Origin of the sequence: Streptomyces sp. ICC1 (genome assembly GCF_003287935.1) — a bacterium.
GTDB lineage: Bacteria > Actinomycetota > Actinomycetes > Streptomycetales > Streptomycetaceae > Streptomyces > Streptomyces tritrimontium.
Genome location: NZ_CP030287.1, coordinates 6,518,166 through 6,535,633, shown reverse-complemented (window position 1 = coordinate 6,535,633; position 17,468 = coordinate 6,518,166). Strand labels below are relative to the sequence as shown.

Genomic DNA, 17,468 nt, shown 5'->3' with positions numbered 1-17,468 from the left:
GCAAAGCGGTTTTAGCGCGGCCTACCGGGCGGGGTCAGCAGGGCTTGCACCAGGGCCCGTACGGACAGTTGGAACAGCCGTTCCGGGTCCACCGGGCGGGCCAGCGCGCGGGCCAGCGGCGGGTCGTGCGGGGCGCCGGTCGGGTCCCAGAGCTCGCTCTCGGCGGGGGACTGGGCGGGGGAGCGCTCGCGATTGCGCTCGAGCAGGACGAATCCGATGATCTGGAACTGGATGGCGCGCACCGCGTCGGCGGCCCGGGCCCCGCGCAGGCCGGCCGCGTGCACCTCGTGGACCAGGGCCTGCTGGGCGGGCAGGAACATCCGGTCGGTGAGGCCGCGTTCGTGGACCATCGCGATCAGGTGCGGTCGCTCGCGCAGCTCGCGGCGCAGGATCCGGGCGACCGAGACGATCCGGTCGCCGGGGTTGCGGCCGATCGGGAGGATCGCGCCCATGTCCTGCACGGTCCGCTCCACGAGGGCGTCGAGCAGCGATTCGCGGTTGCCGACGTGCCAGTAGATGGAGGTCACGGCCGTGCCCAGCTCGGCGGCGAGCTTGCGCATGGTGAGCGCGGCCGGCCCGTGCTGTTTGACGAGCGAGGCGGCCGCGTCCAGGACCTCTTCGCGCGTCAGTGTGGCTCTGGCCATGGTGTCCGTACCAACTTTCTGTCGATCCGTCAGATCGGTTACGTGCAAGGGTCTTTACCCTTCATCGCTCCCGGTGTAACTGTGTTACAGAACCGACTGCGTCCTAGACGAGGGATGGTGCGCACATGGCACGCGTACGGTACGGAGCGCGAACCGAAGCCGAGATCGCCGCATCGCGCGAGAAGAATTCCAAGCTCCCCGACATCTGGTCCACCGGCGTGGTGGCCGTCTGGGAGAGCGACCCCGACGTGGTGGCGGCGGTCCTGCCGCCGCCGCTGAAGCCCGCCGACCGGCCGCTGGTGCGGGCCAACATCAGCAAGGTCGACCTGCCCGGCTACCCGCTCGGCGCCGGCTCCGTGGCCGTCGCCGCCCAGCACGGCGGGGTCGAGGGCTGGTACCCGCTGGTCATGCCGATGACCATGGAGCGCGCGCTGACCGGCGGCCGCGAGGTCTTCGGCGAGCCGAAGAAGCTCGGCGAGGTCACCGTCGAGCGCGACGGCCTCGTCGTCCGGGCGGCCCTCGCCCGGCACGGCATCGCCTTCGTCGAGGTGCGCGGGGCGGTGGACCGCGAGCTGCCGCTGCCCGAGCCCACCGTGAAGACCGACTTCTACTTCAAGTTCCTTCCCGCCGTGGACGGTTCGGGATTCGACTCCGACCCGGTGCTCGTGCACTGCACCCGCAACGAGAAGGTCCGCAAGCTGGAGCACGTCACCGGTGACGTGGTGCTCCGGGAGTCGATGTACGACCCCGTCGCCGACCTCCCCGTACGCCGCATCGTCGAGATCACCATCGGCGAGAAGACCACCGACCAGAAGGGCAAGGTCGTCGAGCGGGTCAGCGCCCAGGCCCTGCTCCCGTACATCCACCAGCGCTACGACGACCCCATGCAGATCCTCGACGGACCGCCCGAGGGGAGCGTCTGATGCGACTCGAACCGGGACAGGTGGCCGTGGTCACCGGAGCCGCGAGCGGCATCGGCCTCGCCATGGCCCGCCGCTTCGCCGCCGAAGGGCTCAAGGTCGTCCTCGCCGACGTGGAGGAGGGCGCCCTGCGCAAGGCCGCCGAGGAACTCGCGGCGGACGGCGCCGAGGTGCTCGCCAAGACCGTCGACGTCAGCGACCGCGACTCCGTGATCTCACTGGCCGACGCCGCGTACGAGACCTTCGGCGCCGTGCACGTGCTCTGCAACAACGCGGGCGTCGGCTCCGGCGCCGAGGGCCGCATGTGGGAGCACGAGCCCAACGACTGGAAGTGGGCCTTCTCCGTCAACGTCTGGGGCGTCTTCCACGGCATCCAGGCCTTCGTCCCCCGGATGATCGCGGCCGGCGGACCCGGCCACATCGTCAACACCTCCTCCGGAGACGGCGGCATCGCCCCGCTGCCCACCGCCTCCGTGTACGCGGTCACCAAGGCGGCCGTCGTCACCATGACCGAGTCGCTCTACGCCCATCTGAAGGCGGAGGGCGCCGCCATCGGCGCCTCGGTCCTCTTCCCCGGACCGCACATGCTGCGCACCGGCCTGTGGGAGTCGCACCGCAACCGGCCCGACCGGTACGCGAAGGAGCGCCCGCGCAAGAGCCCGTACCGGAGCCTCGACCAGTACGAGGCCGCCATGAAGCAGGCCGGCCACGAGGTGAACTTCACCCCCGTCGAGGACGTCGCCGAGCACGTCGTGGACGGCATCCGGGCCGACCGCTTCTGGATGCTCCCGGACAGCGAGCACAGCGACCGGCAGATCCGCGCCCGCTCGCAGTCGATGCTCGACCGCGCCAACCCCGCCTATCTGGAGAGCTTCATCCTCGACTGAGGGAATCGACAGGAGTGCAGTGAGTACGTACGAAGATCCGTATCTGATCATCTCCTCCGACTGTCACGCGGGCCTGCCCACCGAGCAGTACCGCCCGTACCTGGACAGCGCGTTCCACCCCCAGTTCGACGAGTTCCTCGGCCAGCGCGACGCCCGCCGCGCCGAGGCCACCAAGCTGGGCGTGCGCAACGAGGCCTTCGCCGAGAAGTGGTTCCACGACCACGAGGAGGGCCTGCGGGGCGGCTGGGACGTCGCCCAGCGGCTGAAGGAGCTCGACGGCGACGGCGTGGCCGCCGAGGTCGTCTTCCCCGACGCCGACGCGGTGGACAGCCAGACCGCCGCCCCCTTCGGCGTCGGCCTCGGGCTCTCCGGCGACCAGGACCCCGAGCTCGGCATGGCCGGCGCCCAGGCGCACAACCGCTGGCTCGCCGAATTCGTCTCCGAGAACCCGGAGCGGCACTGCGGGGTCGCCCTGCTCCCCATCACCGGCGACCCCGACAAGGTCGTCGCCGAGATCCACCGCGCCAAGGCGTCGGGGCTCGGCGCCCTGATGATCCCCGCGATGTGGGTGGACAAGGCGCCCTACCACGACCGCCGTTACGACCCGGTGTGGGCGGCGGCCGCCGAGACGCAGATGCCGATCGTCACCCACTCGGGGTCCTCGCCGCGCCACGAGTACGGGGACCACCTGGGCATCTTCGTCTCCGAGGTCACCTGGTGGCCGGCCCGCCCGCTGTGGTTCCTGCTCTGGTCCGGGGTCTTCGAGCGGCACCCGGGGCTGAAGTTCGGCGTCGCCGAATCGGGCTGCTGGTGGCTGCCGAACCAGCTGTGGTTCATGGACCGGCTCTACCTCGGCGCGCACGGCGGCAAGAAGCTCTCGCCGTTCGAGGAGCTGAAGCGGCCGCCCAGCGAGTACCTGGACCGGCAGGTCTTCATCTGCGCCACCAACACCAAGCGGCGCGAGCTCGCCCAGCGCTACGAGATCGGCGTGGACAACATCCTGTGGGGCTCGGACTTCCCGCACCCCGAGGGGACCTGGCCCAACACCCGCAAGTGGCTGGGGAACACCTTCCACGACATCCCCGTCGAGGAGACCCGCCGGATGCTCGGCCTGGCCGCGGCGGACGTCTTCGGCTTCGACACCGCGAAGCTGGCGCCGATCGCCCGCCGCATCGGCCCCACCCCGGCCGAGCTGGGGCAGAGCGAGGACCAGGCGGCCGTCGAAGCCTCCTGGGCACGCTCGCGCGACGTCGGCCGGCACTGGCTGACGGACAACGACTTCCCGGTCCTGGGGGTGAACGCGTGACCTCCGACACCCCGGTGGCCGGGGAGGACCGGTACACGGTCATCTCGGCCGACTGCCACGCGGGCGCCGACCTGCTGGACTACAAGCCCTACCTGGAGAAGCGCCACCACGAGGCCTTCGACGACTGGGCCGCCGGCTACGTCAACCCGTACGAGGACCTCCTCGCGGACACGGCGGACCGCAACTGGAACTCGCAGCGCCGCCTGGCCGAGCTCGAAGCCGACGGGATCGTCGCGGAAGTCCTCTTCCCGAACACCATCCCGCCGTTCTTCCCCAAGGCCTCCCTGATGGCCCAGCCCCCGACGGCGGCCGAGTACGAGATGCGCTGGGCCGGGCTCCAGGCCCACAACCGGTGGCTGGCGGACTTCTGCGCGGACGCGCCGGGCCGCCGTGCGGGCGTGGTCCAGATCCTGCTCAACGACGTGGACGCGGCGGTCAAGGAGATCCGCCGCACCCGCAAGGCGGGTCTGACCGGCGGCGTCCTGCTGCCCGGCGTCCCGCCCGGCTCCACCGTCCCGGAGCTCTACTCGGCCGTCTACGACCCGATCTGGGCGGTCTGCGACGAGCTGGACGTCCCGGTCAACCACCACGGCGGCTCGGCCTCGCCGCCGCTGGGCGACGAGCCCGCGGCGCGGGCCGTCTTCATGGTGGAGACCACCTGGTTCTCCCACCGGGCCCTGTGGCACCTCATCTTCGGCGGGGCCTTCGCCCGCAACCCCGGGCTGAAACTGGTCCTGACCGAGCAGGGCTCCGGCTGGATCCCCGGCGTGGTCGAGATGCTGGACTACTACCACGGCCGCCTGGTGGCGGCCTCGGCCACCGCCGAGGCCAAGTTCGGGGCGGGCCTGGCGGAGTCCATGGGCAAGGGCCCGAGCGAGGTCTGGCGGGACAACTGCTTCGTGGGAGCGAGCTTCATGCGCCCCCACGAGGTCCCGCTGCGGGACCGGATCGGCCTCGACAAGATCATGTGGGGCAGCGACTACCCCCACGACGAGGGCACCACCCCCTTCTCCCGCGAAGGCCTGCGCATCGCCTACGCCGGCCTGCCGCGCGAGGAGGTGGCCGCCATGGTCGGCGGCAACGCCGCCCGCGTGTACGGCTTCGACCTCGCCCTCCTCGACGCGGTGGCCGCCAAGCACGGCCCCCTCGTCTCGGAGGTCGCGGAGCCCCTGACGGAGGTTCCGGCGGCCGCCACCAGCCCGGCCTTCGCCCGAGGGGGCTCGGTCCGGGTCTGGTAGGGCTCCGGCGGGGCCCGTACCCGCCGGAGCGGCTCAGTCCTTGCGGACGAGCCGCTCCGGCGGGATCAGCTCCGCCCCGCTCACGTGCGTGCCCCGCCGCAGCTCGATGACGAGGTCGTCCAGCGGCGCGAGCGGTGCGAGGTCCACGGTCCCCAGGCACTCGCTCAGCACCACCCGGCGCAGCTCCGGGAACTCGCGCAGCGCCTCCAGGGTCCCCTCCAGGGCGCACCGGATCAGCACGAGCCGCGCCAGGCGCCGGTACGGCAGGAGCGCCCCGACCGACACCGGCGCGGCATGCCGGATCTGCAGGCCGGCCAGGTCCGGCAGCGGCAGCGACCGCACCAGCTGCCGGTAGTGGCTGCTCCCGGCGACCGTCAGCGTCCGGACCTGCGGCCACCGCTCGATCCCGTCGAGCGTCATCCGGCGGGCGCCCTGCCACAGGTGCAGCGCGGTCAGCGACACCGCGGCCGGGACGTCCCCGATCCGCCGCTCCCGCGGCTCGAAGCCGATGACGAGGGAGCGCAGCCCCGGCACCCCCGCCAGCGGGGCCAGCGAGAGGTCGTCCCGCAGGTAGCCGAAGGCGAGGCTGTCCGCCTCCAGCTCGCCGACCACCTCGATCCCGGTCACGTTCGGGCAGTCCAGTACCCCCAGGTGCCGCAGCGAGCGCAGGCCGGCCAGCGGGGACAGGTCGGTCAGCCCCGAATTGCGGTGCATGATCAGCGATTCGAGGTCCCGGCGGCCCGAGATCTCCGGCGGCACCGGGCCGTCCCAGGTGACGTGCAGCCGGTGGATGTGCGGCAGCCGGTCCAGGGCCCGCAGCTGTCCGGCGGTGCGCACGTGCAGGTGCGCCGTGCGCATGGGGGCGTCCGCCAGCACCGCGTCCGCGTAGGCCTCGACGGGGAACCGCCCCCAGGCGTCGGACAGCTCGCGGCCCACTTCGTAGCGGTCGTCCGTCCGGAAGCCCGCGATCACCTGCAGGGCCCGGTCGCCGCCGACCAGCGCCGCCGTACGGATCGTCGCGGCCGCCTCGGCCTCGGTGAGCCCGGCCGGCTCCGGCAGCAGCTCCAGCACCAGTTCGCCGGCCTTGGCCAGCTCCCCGGCCTGGCTCGCGGAGCGCGGCGGCAGCAGCCGCGCCGTACGGTTCTGCACCTCGCGCCAGACCGCCGGGTCCAGCTCCGGCGCGTGCTCCAGACAGGCGGCCGCGAGCAGCACCAGCCGGCTGCGGTCGCGCTCGCCCTGGTCGGCCCGGTGCAGCAACTGCCGCAGCAGATAGGCGCGTTCGTCGGGTCGGGCGTGGCCCACCGCCATCCGGACCACGTTGTCCCAGGTGTCCTCGTGCGCGTTGCGCACCAGTACGCCGAAGTCCCGCGCCTCCACGGCAGCCTTGGCGCCGAGGTAGTCCTGGAAGGTGCGGTGGACGAACAGGACCGAGCCGGGCAGCGGCTCCCGGAGCAGCCCGCTGCGGATCAGCAGGTGCCGGAACACCGTCTCCGCGCTGCCCTGCGCCTTGACCTGCGGCATGGCGTCGAGCGATTCGGCGATCATCCCGATCGCGTCCTCTGCGGACGCCTCCACCTGGCCGTTGCGGATCAGCCAGTACGCGAGCCGCTGGAGCAGCAGGGTCTGCTCGTCGCGGCTGAGGTAGACGCCCTCGACGCCGGAGATGTCCCGCTCGCTGTCGCGCCGTATCAGGAGCATGTCCAGCGCCGCGTCGTAGAGCTCCTTGCGGGCCCGGGGCAGATGCATCCGCCGGTCCCGGTTCAGCGCGCACAGCAGGGCGCACATCAGCGGGTTCGTCGCGAGCCTGCCCAGGTCCCGGCGCGAGCCGACGGCCTGCAGGAGCGCCTTCTCGTACCGGTCGAGCAGCTCCCGCTCCCGTCCCGGGTCCTCGGCGTCCGCCTCCGCGCGGGCGGAGTCGTGCCAGTGCGTGATGAAGGCCCCGACGTCGTCGCGCTCCATCGGCAGCAGGGACAGGGAGGAGAAGCCGTGGGCGGTCAGCCAGTCCTCGGGCACGGCCGAGGGGCGGGTGGTGACCACGAAGCGGGCCCCCGGGTAGCGCGCGAGCAGGTCCCGCAGCCAGGACTCGGTCCTGCTGCGCAGCCGCGGCGGCACCTCGTCCACCCCGTCGACCAGCACCAGCGCCCGGCCGGTGGCGAGGAGTCCCGCGACCCAGCCGTCCGGGGCGCGCAGCGGTACGCCGGTCGCCGCCAGCCAGTCCTCGGGCGCGGGGAGTCCCGCGGGGGAGTTGAAGGAGCGCAGCGGCAGGACGAAGGGGACCAGGCCGTTCCAGTCCCGCAGCCGGGGTCCGAAGCTGCTCCGGGCGGTGTTCAGGGCCAGCCACTGGACGAGGGTGCTCTTGCCCGAGCCGGCCGGGCCGCGCAGCAGCACCCGCTCCGTCGCGTTCAGGGCCACCTCGGCCTTCACCGAGGTCTGCAGGCCGGGCTCTTCGAGGAGTTCCCCGCCGCTGACGGCGAGGCCGATGTAGGCGAGGTCGAGCGACCAGTCCTGGCGGGCATGGCCGAGGGTCAGGCCGAACAGCTGGACCCTTCCCTGGGTCCGGGCCACGTAGCGGGCGTACTGCTCCCCGAAGGCCGCCGCCCCGCCGTCCCCTTCCTGGCCTTCCTGGCCGTTCTGGCCGTCCCCGCCCGCCGCCGCGGGGGCGGCGGCGTGCGCGCGGCACAGCGCGACCAGTTCCCGGAAGGCGGCTGCGGCCGCCGGGCTCAGGGCCGAGCCCGGCGGGGGCGCGGGTGCGGCCGGGCCGGGTGCCGCCGGGCCGGGTGCCGCCCCGCCCGGGTCCGCCGCGAAGAGGGCCCGGGCCTCCTTCGGGCCCAGCGCGGCGAAGGCCCCGCCGACCGCGGCCACCGCCGCCGACCGGCCGGGCTCCGGGAGCCCCGAGGCCGCCCCGGTCAGCAGGGCGGCCAGCCCGCGCGCGAGGCTCCGTACCTCCGGGTCGCCCGGCTTGGCGGGCCTGAGCCGGCGGGCGCCCGGCCGGGACCTCGCCCGCGCCAGTGCCACGGCGTCCGCCGCCCGTAAGACGACCGCGTCGAAACCCGCCTCTGAGTCCGTCATCCCCACGCCCTCCCCTTGGCCCGGACACCCGCACCCGAAAGCATCTCGTGAACCGTCGGTAACACCGATGGATACCGATCGGTAACAACCTCTAGCCGAGCCCCCGAGACCGCCTCTATGGTGCGGACATGCCGAACCTGCCCGATGTCGTGCTGTGGTCCATACCCGCCTTCGTACTGCTCACGGTCATCGAGCTCGTGAGCTACCGCATCCATCCCGACGAGGACGCCGCCGGGTACGAGACGAAGGACGCCGTCACCAGCCTCGGCATGGGGATCGGCAGCCTCGTCTTCGACTTCCTGTGGAAGATCCCGATCGTCGCGATCTACACCGCGGTCTACGAGCTCACCCCGCTCCGCGTCCCCGTCCTGTGGTGGACCGTCCTGCTGATGCTGCTCGCCCAGGACTTCCTGTACTACTGGCAGCACCGCGGCCACCACGTCATCCGCATCCTGTGGGCCTGCCACGTCGTGCACCACAGCAGCCGCAAGTTCAACCTCACCACCGCCCTGCGCCAGCCCTGGACCAGCGCCACCTCCTGGCCCTTCTACCTGCCGATGATCGCGCTGGGCGTGCACCCGGCCGCCATCGCGTTCTGCTACTCCGTCAACCTCGTCTACCAGTTCTGGATCCACACCGAGCGCATCGACAAGCTGCCCCGCCCCGTGGAGTTCGTCTTCAACTCGCCCTCCCACCACCGCGTCCACCACGCCTCCCAGGGCGGCTACCTGGACCGCAACTTCGGCGGGATCCTCATCGTCTGGGACCGGATGTTCGGGTCCTGGGTGGGGGAGACCGACAAGCCGGTCTTCGGCCTCACCAAGAACATCGGCACCTACAACCCGCTGCGCGTCGCCACCCACGAGTACGCCTCCATCGCGCGGGACGTACGGGGAGCCGCGACCTGGCGCGAGCGGGCCGGACGCGTCTTCGGCGGCCCCGGCTGGCAGCCGGCCCCCGCCCCGGCCGCGCTGCCCGCCACGCAGGCCAGCCACCTCCGGCCGGCCGCCCTGTCGCTGCTCCCGCGGCTGGCCGACACCCTGGCCGCCGCCACGGCCGCCGGGGCCCTGGCCGCCCTGGACCCCGGCTCGGGCCTGACGACGGCCTTCCTGGTCCGCGACGCCGAGGCCGCGGCACCGGAAAGGTCCACCGGGTCGCGGCGCCCGGCACGGCACCTCGCCGCGTTGTCGGACCACCGAAGTACGTCCAGTACAAGCGGCGGCCCTCCGCCCGGGGGCCCCTCCCGGCGGTAGCTGGGGGAGAGGCACCGCACCGGACACCGAAACCTTCCCGGCCACAGCACTAGACACCCGCGCCAGAAGAAATTTGGAGTCATCTTGTCGGAATGGCTCGTCCTGTCCCTCGCGATGGCCGCCGCGTGCGCCGTGGTGCTGTCCATCGCCTTCTTCAACCAGCGCAGGATCGGCGAGGACGACGATCCCAGCGAGACCCCGGACGTCATCGAGTACATGACGATGATGATCGGAGTGATCTACGCGATCGTGCTGGGCCTGGCGATCGCCGGCGTCTGGGAAGGCCGCAGCGCCGCCCAGGAGTACGTGCGCCAGGAGTCCCAGGCCCTGCACGAGATCAGCGTCCGCTCCGAGGTCTACCCGGCCGAGGTGCGCAAGAAGATCCGGTCCGACGTGGACGCGTACGTGACCTTCGTCGTGGACACCGAGTGGAAGGCGATGGCCGAGACCGGCGATCTCACCGACCGCAGCGCCGAACTGCTGGAACGCATCCGCCGCGACGTGACGGACTACGAACCGCAGACCGACCACGAGGGCCAGGCCTACCAGCCGCTCGTCGACCAGGTCGCCGTGGTCGACGACGCCCGCAACGCCCGCGGCCAGAGCGCCGGGGCCACCATGCCCGGGGTGGTCTGGTTCGGCCTGATCGCGGGGGCCCTGGTGACCGTGGGGCTGATCTTCACCCTGCAGATCAGGCGCTCCTTCCGGGAGCTGCTCCTGGCGGGCCTGTTCAGCGCGCTGATCGCCTTCCTGCTGTTCCTCATCTGGGACTTCGACGCGCCCTTCGGCCGGGGCATCGCCGCCACCGCCGAGCCGTTCTTCTCGCAGTTCCCACATCTGGGTCAGCGCGACTGACGCCGCGTCGTCCCCGCGGAGTCCGGCAAACCGGGGGCGGGCCTCCCGTCCCCGGTTCGGCCTACCGCCATGCCCCATTCGCCCGTTCCTGATCGCGGGCCACCGTGCCCGCGCCTAGCGTGGCGGACATCGAGGCGCACGACCCCCCACGTGCGGAAACCGTTCCGCGGCTGCTCCTCGGGGATCCGGAGAATCAACCATGGGCGCGATACGCACCTCCCCCACGGCTCTGCTGGGCGCCGCCGCCGCGAGCGCCGTCCTCGCGACCGGCGTGCTCGCCGCACCCGCCGCGAGCGCCGCCGAAGCGGCGCCCATCACCTCCTTCGGCTTCACCATCACCCCTTCCACGGTCGCCCCCGGCGGCCAGACGGTGCTGTCCGTGACCGGCTGCAACGCCGCCTTCGCCACCGCCTCCTCCGGGGTCTTCGACACCGTGAGCATCGAGCGGGGCAAGACCGCGCGGGTCACCGTGGACCGGGACGCCCGGCGCGGAGCCCAGTACTCCGTCTCCTTCACCTGCAACGGCGAGAACGGGTCGGCCGATCTGACGATCACGGGCGGCGCGGGCCGGCCCACCACCAGCTCCACCGTCGGAACCCGTACGGGCGCCAGCCCGGGCCCCGGCAGGAGCGCGGGCACGGGCACCGGCACGGGCGCCTCGAGCCGGGCCACCGGCCCCGTCCGCGGCGGCCTCGGCGGCAGCGTGGCCGGGCTGAACCCCCTGGAACTGGGCGCCGGCGCGGGGCTCGTCCTCGGCGGGCTGGTCGGCCTGGGGTTCGCCCTGCGCCGCCGCGACATCCGCCGCATCCACTGAGACCGCCGGTCGCCCCGAGTCCTGGCCAGGACTCGGGGCGACCGGCGGTTGTTCGGGCTGACCCTGGAGGTCGGCCGGTCAGGCCCGGCCGCGGATCGGGCGGCGACGGCGCATCACGTGGGCGCCGGCACCCAGGGCGGCGGCGCCGACGAGGCCCGCGCCGATGGCGGTCTCGGTGGCGGACGGGCCGAAGGAGCCGCCGAGGCCGCCCTGCGCGCCGTTGCCCTCGAGGACCGTGAAGCGGTGCGTGGCGACCAGGCTGTTGTCGTGGCACTTGACGGACAGCGTGTGGTGGCCGGGCGAGGCGTGGTTGAAGATCCGGACGGTCGCGAACCCGATGGAGCCGGCCGACAGGTTCGTCTGCGGAAAGTTGCCGTGGGAGAAGACGATGCCGCCGTGGCCGCAGCCCGCGGCGCTGACCTGCATCGAGGCCCCCTGGTGCACGGAGTACGGGTTGACCGTGACGTTGCTGGGCCCACCGCCACCCGGTGGGTTTGCGACGGCGATCGGTGCGGCGAGGCCGATGGCGGCGAACGCCGCCGCGGTGACGGCGAGGGCGCGAGAAGCACGCATGGTGGAACCTCCAGCGGGAAGCGCCCCGGAGCGGTGGCCCGGGCAGATCGACGAGAACGCCTCCCATCACGAACCCTCCGCGCGGTCCGCAACCAGCGCATTTCCGCCTTTGGGCCGCAAGGTTGAGCGACACGCCGAGGCGCGGACGCGTTTGCTGACGGATCCGCAGGTCACGACCCGTCAGGCATTTATGTGACGATTACCTGGATGGGCGCACCCCTTCCGGCCCCACCACCCGTTCGCCCTTCCCCGATCGCCGTCCCGCGCGCACCGCCTTAGCGTGCGTGAAGTAGGGCGTACAGGGGTGGGAACAAGAACGCGGGTCGGGACCCCCGCGTCGGGAAGGGAGAGCCATGACCGAGGACGAGAGTGAGCGGCCATCGAGGAGGCGCTCCCCCTGGGGCGCCATCGCGCTGGTCATGCTCAGCGGCCTCGCCATGATGCGCAACGGAGCCGATGTCGACGCGGGGCCTCCGCAGCCGGCCGCCGCGGCGGCCGTCGGAGCGGCCGCGACGGTCGGATCGCCGGCCGACCAGACACCCGCCGAGCCGCCCGCGCCGCCGCCGGACCTGGAGGTGCTGGAACACTCGTCGGTCCAGCGCGTCCGGATCCCGTCGATCAGCGTGGACGCGCCGGTGATGACCGTCGGGCTGGACGCGACGGGCTGGATCGACGCGCCGCCCGCGCAGGAGAGGAACCTGGCGGGCTGGTACCTCAACGGCATCTCGCCGGGCCAGCAGGGTTCGGCGGTGATCGTGGGCCACGTGGACAACGCGCAGGGCCCCGCGGTCTTCTACGGCCTGGGCGCGGTGCAGAAGGGCAGCCGCATCGAGGTGGCGCGCTACGACGGGCGCACGGCGGTGTTCGAGGTGTACGGAGTGGAGGTGTTCGCCAAGAACGCGTTCCCCGGAGCCCGGGTGTACGGGGACACCGGCCAGCCGGAACTCCGGGTGATCACGTGCGGCGGCGGCTATTCGAAGGCGGGGGGCTACGACGGCAACGTCGTCGTCTTCGCGCGGATGGTGGAGGCCCGCTGACCGATCGTTTCCTCAGCGCGGCGGCAGCGCCGGCAGCGTCATCCGGTAGCCGCGCCCGAGCAGTTGCGGCAGGTAGCTCGCCAGCGCCTGCACGCTCTGCGAGCGGTTGCCGCCCGCGTCGTGGTTCAGGACGATCACGCCGGGCGCGGCCCCTTTCAGCGCCCGCGACACGATCGCGGAGGTGCCCGGCTCCTTCCAGTCCAGGGTGTCCACGGTCCAGGCGAGCGGTTCCATGCCGAGTTCCGCGCCGATCTCGAAGGCGGCCCGGTTCCATGCCCCGTAGGGCGCCCGGAACCACAGCGGTGCCTCGCCGACCGCCTCGTGCACGACCTCGCTCGTGCGGCCGATCTCGGAGGCGAGGGCGGGCCGGCTGAGCTTGGGGATGAGCGGGTGGGTCCAGGTGTGGTTGCCGATGACGTGGCCCTCGGTGACCATCCGGCGCAGCAGGTCGCGGTTGTCGGTGGCCATCTCCCCGCAGACGAAGAACATGGCCCGTACGTCGTGGCGGGCCAGTGTGTCGAGGATGCCCGGGGTGTAGCGGGGGTCGGGGCCGTCGTCGAAGGTGAGCGTCATGGCGCTCGCCGGCGCGTCGGGAGGCAGTGCGAGCATCGGCCGGGTCCGTACGGCGGGCTTCGCCGCGGGCACCCGCTCCGGGGCGCCGTCGGAGGTCATCGGCTGGAGCCGGTACGCGGCCCCGCGCGGACTCTGCGGCCGCGCGCCGGGGGCTCCGGCGAGGGGTCCCGGCCCGGCGGCTCCGCCGGGTCCCGGGCCGAAGGGCGGTTCGGCTCCGCCCCCGACCCCGGGGGCGGCGGCCGGCAGGCCGGGTTCGCCACCGGTCAGCAGTCCCGCGGCGGCGGCGACTCCGAGGAAGACGGCGGAGCGCAGGAGCACGCGTCGCCCTACTGTCGGCTCGTCATTTTTCATTACTACTACGTATCAACGACATCGCCGCAGATGTCGAGAGGCGCGGACGCGCCCCCTCGCGCTCACCCGGTCAGCGCACAGTCCGGCAGGTCACCCCCGCCGCACCAGCGGGAACGGCAGCGTCTCGCGGATCGTCAGACCCGTGAGGAACATGACGAGGCGGTCCACCCCGATGCCCAGTCCGCCGGTCGGCGGCATCGCGTATTCGAGCGCGTCCAGGAAGTCGTTGTCGATCTCCATCGCCTCCGGGTCGCCGCCCGCCGCGAGCAGCGACTGCGCGGTGAGCCGGCGCCGCTGCTCGACGGGGTCGGTCAGCTCCGAGTAGGCGGTGCCCAGTTCGGTGCCGAAGGCCACGAGGTCCCAGCGCTCCGCGAGCCGGGGGTCCTTGCGGTGCTGCCGGGTGAGGGGGGAGACGTCGGTGGGGAAGTCCTTGTAGAAGGTGGGCAGCTTGGTCTTCTCCTCGACCAGCCGCTCGTACATCTCCAGGACCACGTCGCCCCGGGTGTTGTCGGGCGTGTGCGGCACGGCCGCGCGGTCGCACAGCCGCCGGAGCACGTGCTCCTGGGTGTCGGCGTCGACCTCCTCGCCGAGTGCCTCGCTGATCGCCCCGTACATCGTCTTGACGGGCCAGGGGCCGGAGATGTCGTGGACGACGAGCTTTCCGTCCGGGCCGGCCTTGTGCGCGACGGGCGAGCCGAAGGCGGCGGTGGCGGCGCCCTGGATGAGCTCGCGCGTCAGGTCGAGCATCACGTCGTAGTCGGCGAAGGCCTGGTAGGCCTCCAGCATCGTGAACTCGGGGTTGTGCTTGTAGGAGACGCCCTCGTTGCGGAAGGTCCGGCCCATCTCGAAGACCTTCTCCATGCCGCCGACGCACAGGCGCTTGAGGTACAGCTCGGGGGCGATGCGCAGGTAGAGGTCGAGGTCGTAGGCGTTGATGTGGGTGCGGAAGGGCCGGGCGTTGGCGCCGCCGTGGATCTGCTGGAGCATCGGGGTCTCGACCTCCAGGTAGCCCCGGTCCAGCAGCCCCTGCCGCAGGGCCTGGACCGCGCTGGAGCGGGCGCGTACGACGTCGCGCGCCTCGGGGCTCGCGACAAGGTCGAGGTAGCGGCGCCGGACCCGGGCCTCCGGGTCGGCGAGTCCCTTGCGCTTGTCGGGCAGCGGGCGCAGGCACTTGCCGGTGAGCTGCCAGGAGTCGACGACGACGGACGGTTCGCCGCTCTTGCTCGCGCCGACCTGGCCGCTCGCGACGACGTGGTCGCCGAAGTCGACCTGGGTGGTGAAGGTGTCGAGCACGCCGGTGCCGGCCTCGTCGCGGGTGAGCATCAGCTGGATGTCGCCGGACCAGTCCCGCAGGACGGCGAAGACCACGCCGCCGAGGTCGCGCACGACCATCACGCGTCCGGCGACGGTGACCGGCGAGCCGGTGCGGGCGCCGGGCGGGTGGCCGGGGTGCGCGGCCTTCAGCTCGGCGACGGTGTGCGTGCGCCGGCGGATGCCGACGGGGTACGGGTCGGTGCCGGACGCGCGGATCCGCTCCAGCTTCTCGTGGCGGACCCGGACCTGTTCGGGCAGCCGTTCGGCGGGCGCCGTCTCGCCCTCCTCCCCCACGAGGTCCAGCCCGAGGGAGTCGATGGGCGGCAGGCCCGCCGTGGTGGCGGGGGCGGTGAGCCCGCGCGGGTGCCCGTTGCCCCACAGGGTGCGCATGCTGGGTACGGAGACGAAGCCCTCGGCGATGCCGGAGGCGAGGCTGACCCGGGCGAGGGAGCCGGCGTCCTGGTAGCAGAGGAACCGCGGGTACCACTCGGGGCCGTACTTGACGTTCGAGCGGTACAGCGCCTCCAGCTGCCACCAGCGGGAGAAGAAGAGCAGCAGTTTGCGCCAGAGCTTGAGGACGGGGCCGGCGCCGATCCGGCCGCCCTCCTCGAAGGCGGAGCGGAAGACGGCGAAGTTGAGGGAGACGCGGCGCACGCCCAGACCCGGGGCCGCGGCGCAGAGTTCGGCGACCATGAACTCCATGACCCCGTTGGGGGCGGAGCGGTCGCGGCGCATCAGGTCGAGGGAGATGCCGTCCTTGCCCCAGGGGACGAAGGAGAGCAGGGCGATGAGCTCGCCCTTGTCGTCGAAGGCCTCGACGAGGAGGCAGTCGCCGTCGGCGGCGTCGCCCAGGCGGTCCAGGGCCATGGAGAAGCCGCGTTCGGTCTCGGTGTCGCGCCAGGTGTCGGCCCGGTCCACGATCATCTGCATCTCGTCCTCGGAGAGGGCGGAGTGGCGGCGGATGACGGTGGTGGCCCCGGTGCGCTTGACCCGGTTGACGGCCTGGCGGGTGACGCGCATGTCGCGTCCGTCGAGGTCGAAGTGGGCGACCTGCAGGATCGCCTCGTCGCCGAGCTGGAGGGCGCTGAGCCCGGAGCGGGCGTACGCGGTCGCCCCGTCCTCGGAGGCGCCCATGACGGCGGGCTGCCAGCCGTAGCGGCGGGCCACGGCGAGCCAGGCGTCGATGGCGGGGGTCCAGGCGGCCGGGTCTCCGACGGGGTCGCCGCTGCCGAGGCAGACGCCGGCTTCGACGCGGTAGGTGACGGCGGCCTTGCCGTTGGGGGCGAAGACGACGGCCTTGTCGCGGCGGGTGGCGAAGTAGCCGAGGGAGTCGGCCCGCCCGTACGCGCCGAGCAGGGCGCGGATGCGGGGCTCCTCGTCCCCGTGCAGGGCGGCGGTCAGCCGCTGCGAGCGGAAGAGGGTGGAGGCGGCGTTCAGCAGGGCGAGGGCGCCGAGGAGGCCGAGGAGGAAGTACAGCGGGCGGGGCGGGCGCCCGTCGAACTGGCGGGCCGAGAAGAGTCCGCCGAAGACCTGCTTCGCGGCCCAGTCCAGCCACTGCCCCTTGGGAAGGGTGCCGGGGAACAGTGCGACCAGGCCCCAGCCGAGGAAGACGGCGGCGAGCAGGCCGAGGCCCAGCACGAGCATGGCCCGCCAGAGGGCTCCGGGGCGGGAGGCGGCGTTGAACTCCTTGCGGGCCGCGATCAGGAGCGCGAGGGCGGCGACCGCGACGGCCATGGAGGCGAATCCGAACCAGTATTCCTCGGCGGCGACGGTGAGCACGTCGACCAGCAGCAGCAGGGCCAAATAGGTGACGACGATCCACCAGGCGACCTTCTTGCGCATGCCGAGTGCCGCGGCGAGCAGGAAGAGGAAGACGGCGTAGGCGAGGTTGGCGCTGACCGGCACCACGATCGCGTCGAGGAAGCTCACGATGGGCCGCAGGAGCCGCCGCAGTGCCGGGGACAACGACAGGAGCGCGCAGAGCAGCCCCAGTGTTCCGAAGAACGCGCCGAAGGCGTCGGGCACCCGGTTCAGCATGCGGTTCCGGGTTCCGCGCGGCTCCTCCACGGTGGCAGTCATGGTTCGCACTGTAGGGAGGACCGCGCCCCTTCGCGCGTCGAGCGGGTTACCGTCGGAAGGGTGACCGAGCACGTGAACACGGGATTCGAGCGCGGTACGGACGGCCCGAAGGTGATCCTCGCCGGGGTCGACGGGTCGGAGTCCTCGCTCCGCGCGGCGGCGTACGCGGCGGGGCTGGCGCGCAGGCAGAACGCGCTGCTGGCGCTGGTGTACGTCCAGCCGGTGATGGCGGCGGGGGCCTCGCTGGGCGCGCCGGTGGGCGGGGCCACGCAGGAGATCGCCGAAGGGCTGGTGGCCGAGATCCGGGAGTGGGCGGAGCGGCTGAAGGGCGTCTACGACGTGCGCTGGCAGTTCCACACCTTCCGCGGCGATCCGTACGCCGGCCTGGTGAGCGCGGCGCAGGAGCTGACGGCGGACGCGGTGGTGGTCGGGGCCTCGGAGCAGGCCGGGCACCGGATCGTCGGCTCGGTGGCGGTCCGTCTGGTGAAGGCGGGGCGCTGGCCGGTGACTGTGGTTCCCTGAGTCGTTCGCTGTTGCAACCTGATCTCTGTAGAC

Annotated in this window: 13 protein-coding genes and 1 pseudogene; 9 read left to right on the top strand and 5 right to left on the bottom strand. The window is 72.6% G+C overall.

Features of this window, described 5'->3' with window-relative positions; genetic code table 11:
• Positions 1 to 11: 11 nt before the first annotated feature.
• Entirely contained in the window at positions 12 to 644 is a 633-nt protein-coding gene (locus DRB96_RS30665; RefSeq protein ID WP_112451394.1) for a TetR/AcrR family transcriptional regulator, read from the bottom strand.
• Positions 645 to 769: 125 nt separating this feature from the next.
• On the opposite strand from DRB96_RS30665, the gene DRB96_RS30660 reads away from it, so the two are divergent.
• Genes DRB96_RS30660 through DRB96_RS30645 form a run of 4 tightly spaced genes read left to right on the top strand, consistent with a single transcriptional unit; the run spans position 770 to position 4,995 of the window.
• Positions 770 to 1,567 (top strand): acetoacetate decarboxylase family protein, encoded by a 798-nt coding sequence (locus tag DRB96_RS30660; protein ID WP_112451393.1) that lies wholly within the window; start codon positions 770 to 772, stop codon positions 1,565 to 1,567.
• Positions 1,567 to 2,451 carry an SDR family NAD(P)-dependent oxidoreductase gene (locus DRB96_RS30655; protein ID WP_112451392.1) on the top strand — a complete coding sequence of 295 codons (885 nt, stop codon included), beginning with the start codon at positions 1,567 to 1,569 and terminating at the stop codon, positions 2,449 to 2,451. The genes DRB96_RS30660 and DRB96_RS30655 overlap by 1 nt, the downstream gene beginning before the upstream one ends.
• Positions 2,452 to 2,470: 19 nt before the next feature.
• Complete coding sequence (locus DRB96_RS30650; protein WP_112451391.1) at positions 2,471 to 3,757, top strand: amidohydrolase family protein; 1,287 nt, start codon at positions 2,471 to 2,473, stop codon at positions 3,755 to 3,757.
• A gap of 14 nt (positions 3,758 to 3,771) precedes the next feature.
• Positions 3,772 to 4,995, top strand: a complete 1,224-nt coding sequence (locus DRB96_RS30645; RefSeq protein WP_112453881.1) for an amidohydrolase family protein — start codon at positions 3,772 to 3,774, stop codon at positions 4,993 to 4,995.
• Between the two features lie 33 nt (positions 4,996 to 5,028).
• Here the strand turns inward: DRB96_RS30645 and DRB96_RS30640 are convergent, their stop codons facing one another.
• Positions 5,029 to 8,064, bottom strand: coding sequence for an NACHT domain-containing protein (locus tag DRB96_RS30640; protein ID WP_112451390.1), 3,036 nt, complete (start codon positions 8,062 to 8,064; stop codon positions 5,029 to 5,031).
• A gap of 128 nt (positions 8,065 to 8,192) precedes the next feature.
• On the opposite strand from DRB96_RS30640, the pseudogene DRB96_RS30635 reads away from it, so the two are divergent.
• From DRB96_RS30635 to DRB96_RS30625, 3 genes and pseudogenes are all read left to right on the top strand, one after another.
• A pseudogene (locus DRB96_RS30635) lies at positions 8,193 to 9,023 on the top strand (sterol desaturase family protein); the annotation flags it as partial.
• Between the two features lie 378 nt (positions 9,024 to 9,401).
• A complete protein-coding gene (locus DRB96_RS30630) occupies positions 9,402 to 10,172 on the top strand; it encodes a DUF4239 domain-containing protein (protein ID WP_112451389.1) in 771 nt (256 codons plus the stop codon).
• A gap of 199 nt (positions 10,173 to 10,371) precedes the next feature.
• Complete coding sequence (locus DRB96_RS30625; protein ID WP_112451388.1) at positions 10,372 to 10,986, top strand: hypothetical protein; 615 nt, start codon at positions 10,372 to 10,374, stop codon at positions 10,984 to 10,986.
• Between the two features lie 78 nt (positions 10,987 to 11,064).
• Here DRB96_RS30625 and DRB96_RS30620 read toward each other — a convergent pair whose 3' ends face one another.
• Positions 11,065 to 11,559, bottom strand: a complete 495-nt coding sequence (locus tag DRB96_RS30620) for a hypothetical protein (RefSeq protein ID WP_112451387.1) — start codon at positions 11,557 to 11,559, stop codon at positions 11,065 to 11,067.
• Between the two features lie 353 nt (positions 11,560 to 11,912).
• Between DRB96_RS30620 and DRB96_RS30615 the strand changes: the two genes are divergently transcribed.
• Positions 11,913 to 12,596: a class F sortase gene (locus tag DRB96_RS30615; RefSeq protein ID WP_112451386.1), complete on the top strand. Its 684-nt coding sequence runs from the start codon at positions 11,913 to 11,915 to the stop codon at positions 12,594 to 12,596.
• A 12-nt stretch (positions 12,597 to 12,608) separates the two neighbouring features.
• Here DRB96_RS30615 and DRB96_RS30610 read toward each other — a convergent pair whose 3' ends face one another.
• Positions 12,609 to 13,520, bottom strand: coding sequence for a polysaccharide deacetylase family protein (locus DRB96_RS30610; protein ID WP_112451385.1), 912 nt, complete (start codon positions 13,518 to 13,520; stop codon positions 12,609 to 12,611).
• A gap of 90 nt (positions 13,521 to 13,610) precedes the next feature.
• A complete protein-coding gene (gene lysX / locus DRB96_RS30605) occupies positions 13,611 to 16,913 on the bottom strand; it encodes a bifunctional lysylphosphatidylglycerol synthetase/lysine--tRNA ligase LysX (RefSeq protein ID WP_112451384.1) in 3,303 nt (1,100 codons plus the stop codon).
• 60 nt (positions 16,914 to 16,973) lie between these two features.
• On the opposite strand from lysX, the gene DRB96_RS30600 reads away from it, so the two are divergent.
• On the top strand, positions 16,974 to 17,435 hold the full coding sequence (locus DRB96_RS30600; protein ID WP_112451383.1) for a universal stress protein: 462 nt from the start codon (positions 16,974 to 16,976) through the stop codon (positions 17,433 to 17,435).
• Positions 17,436 to 17,468: the final 33 nt, after the last annotated feature.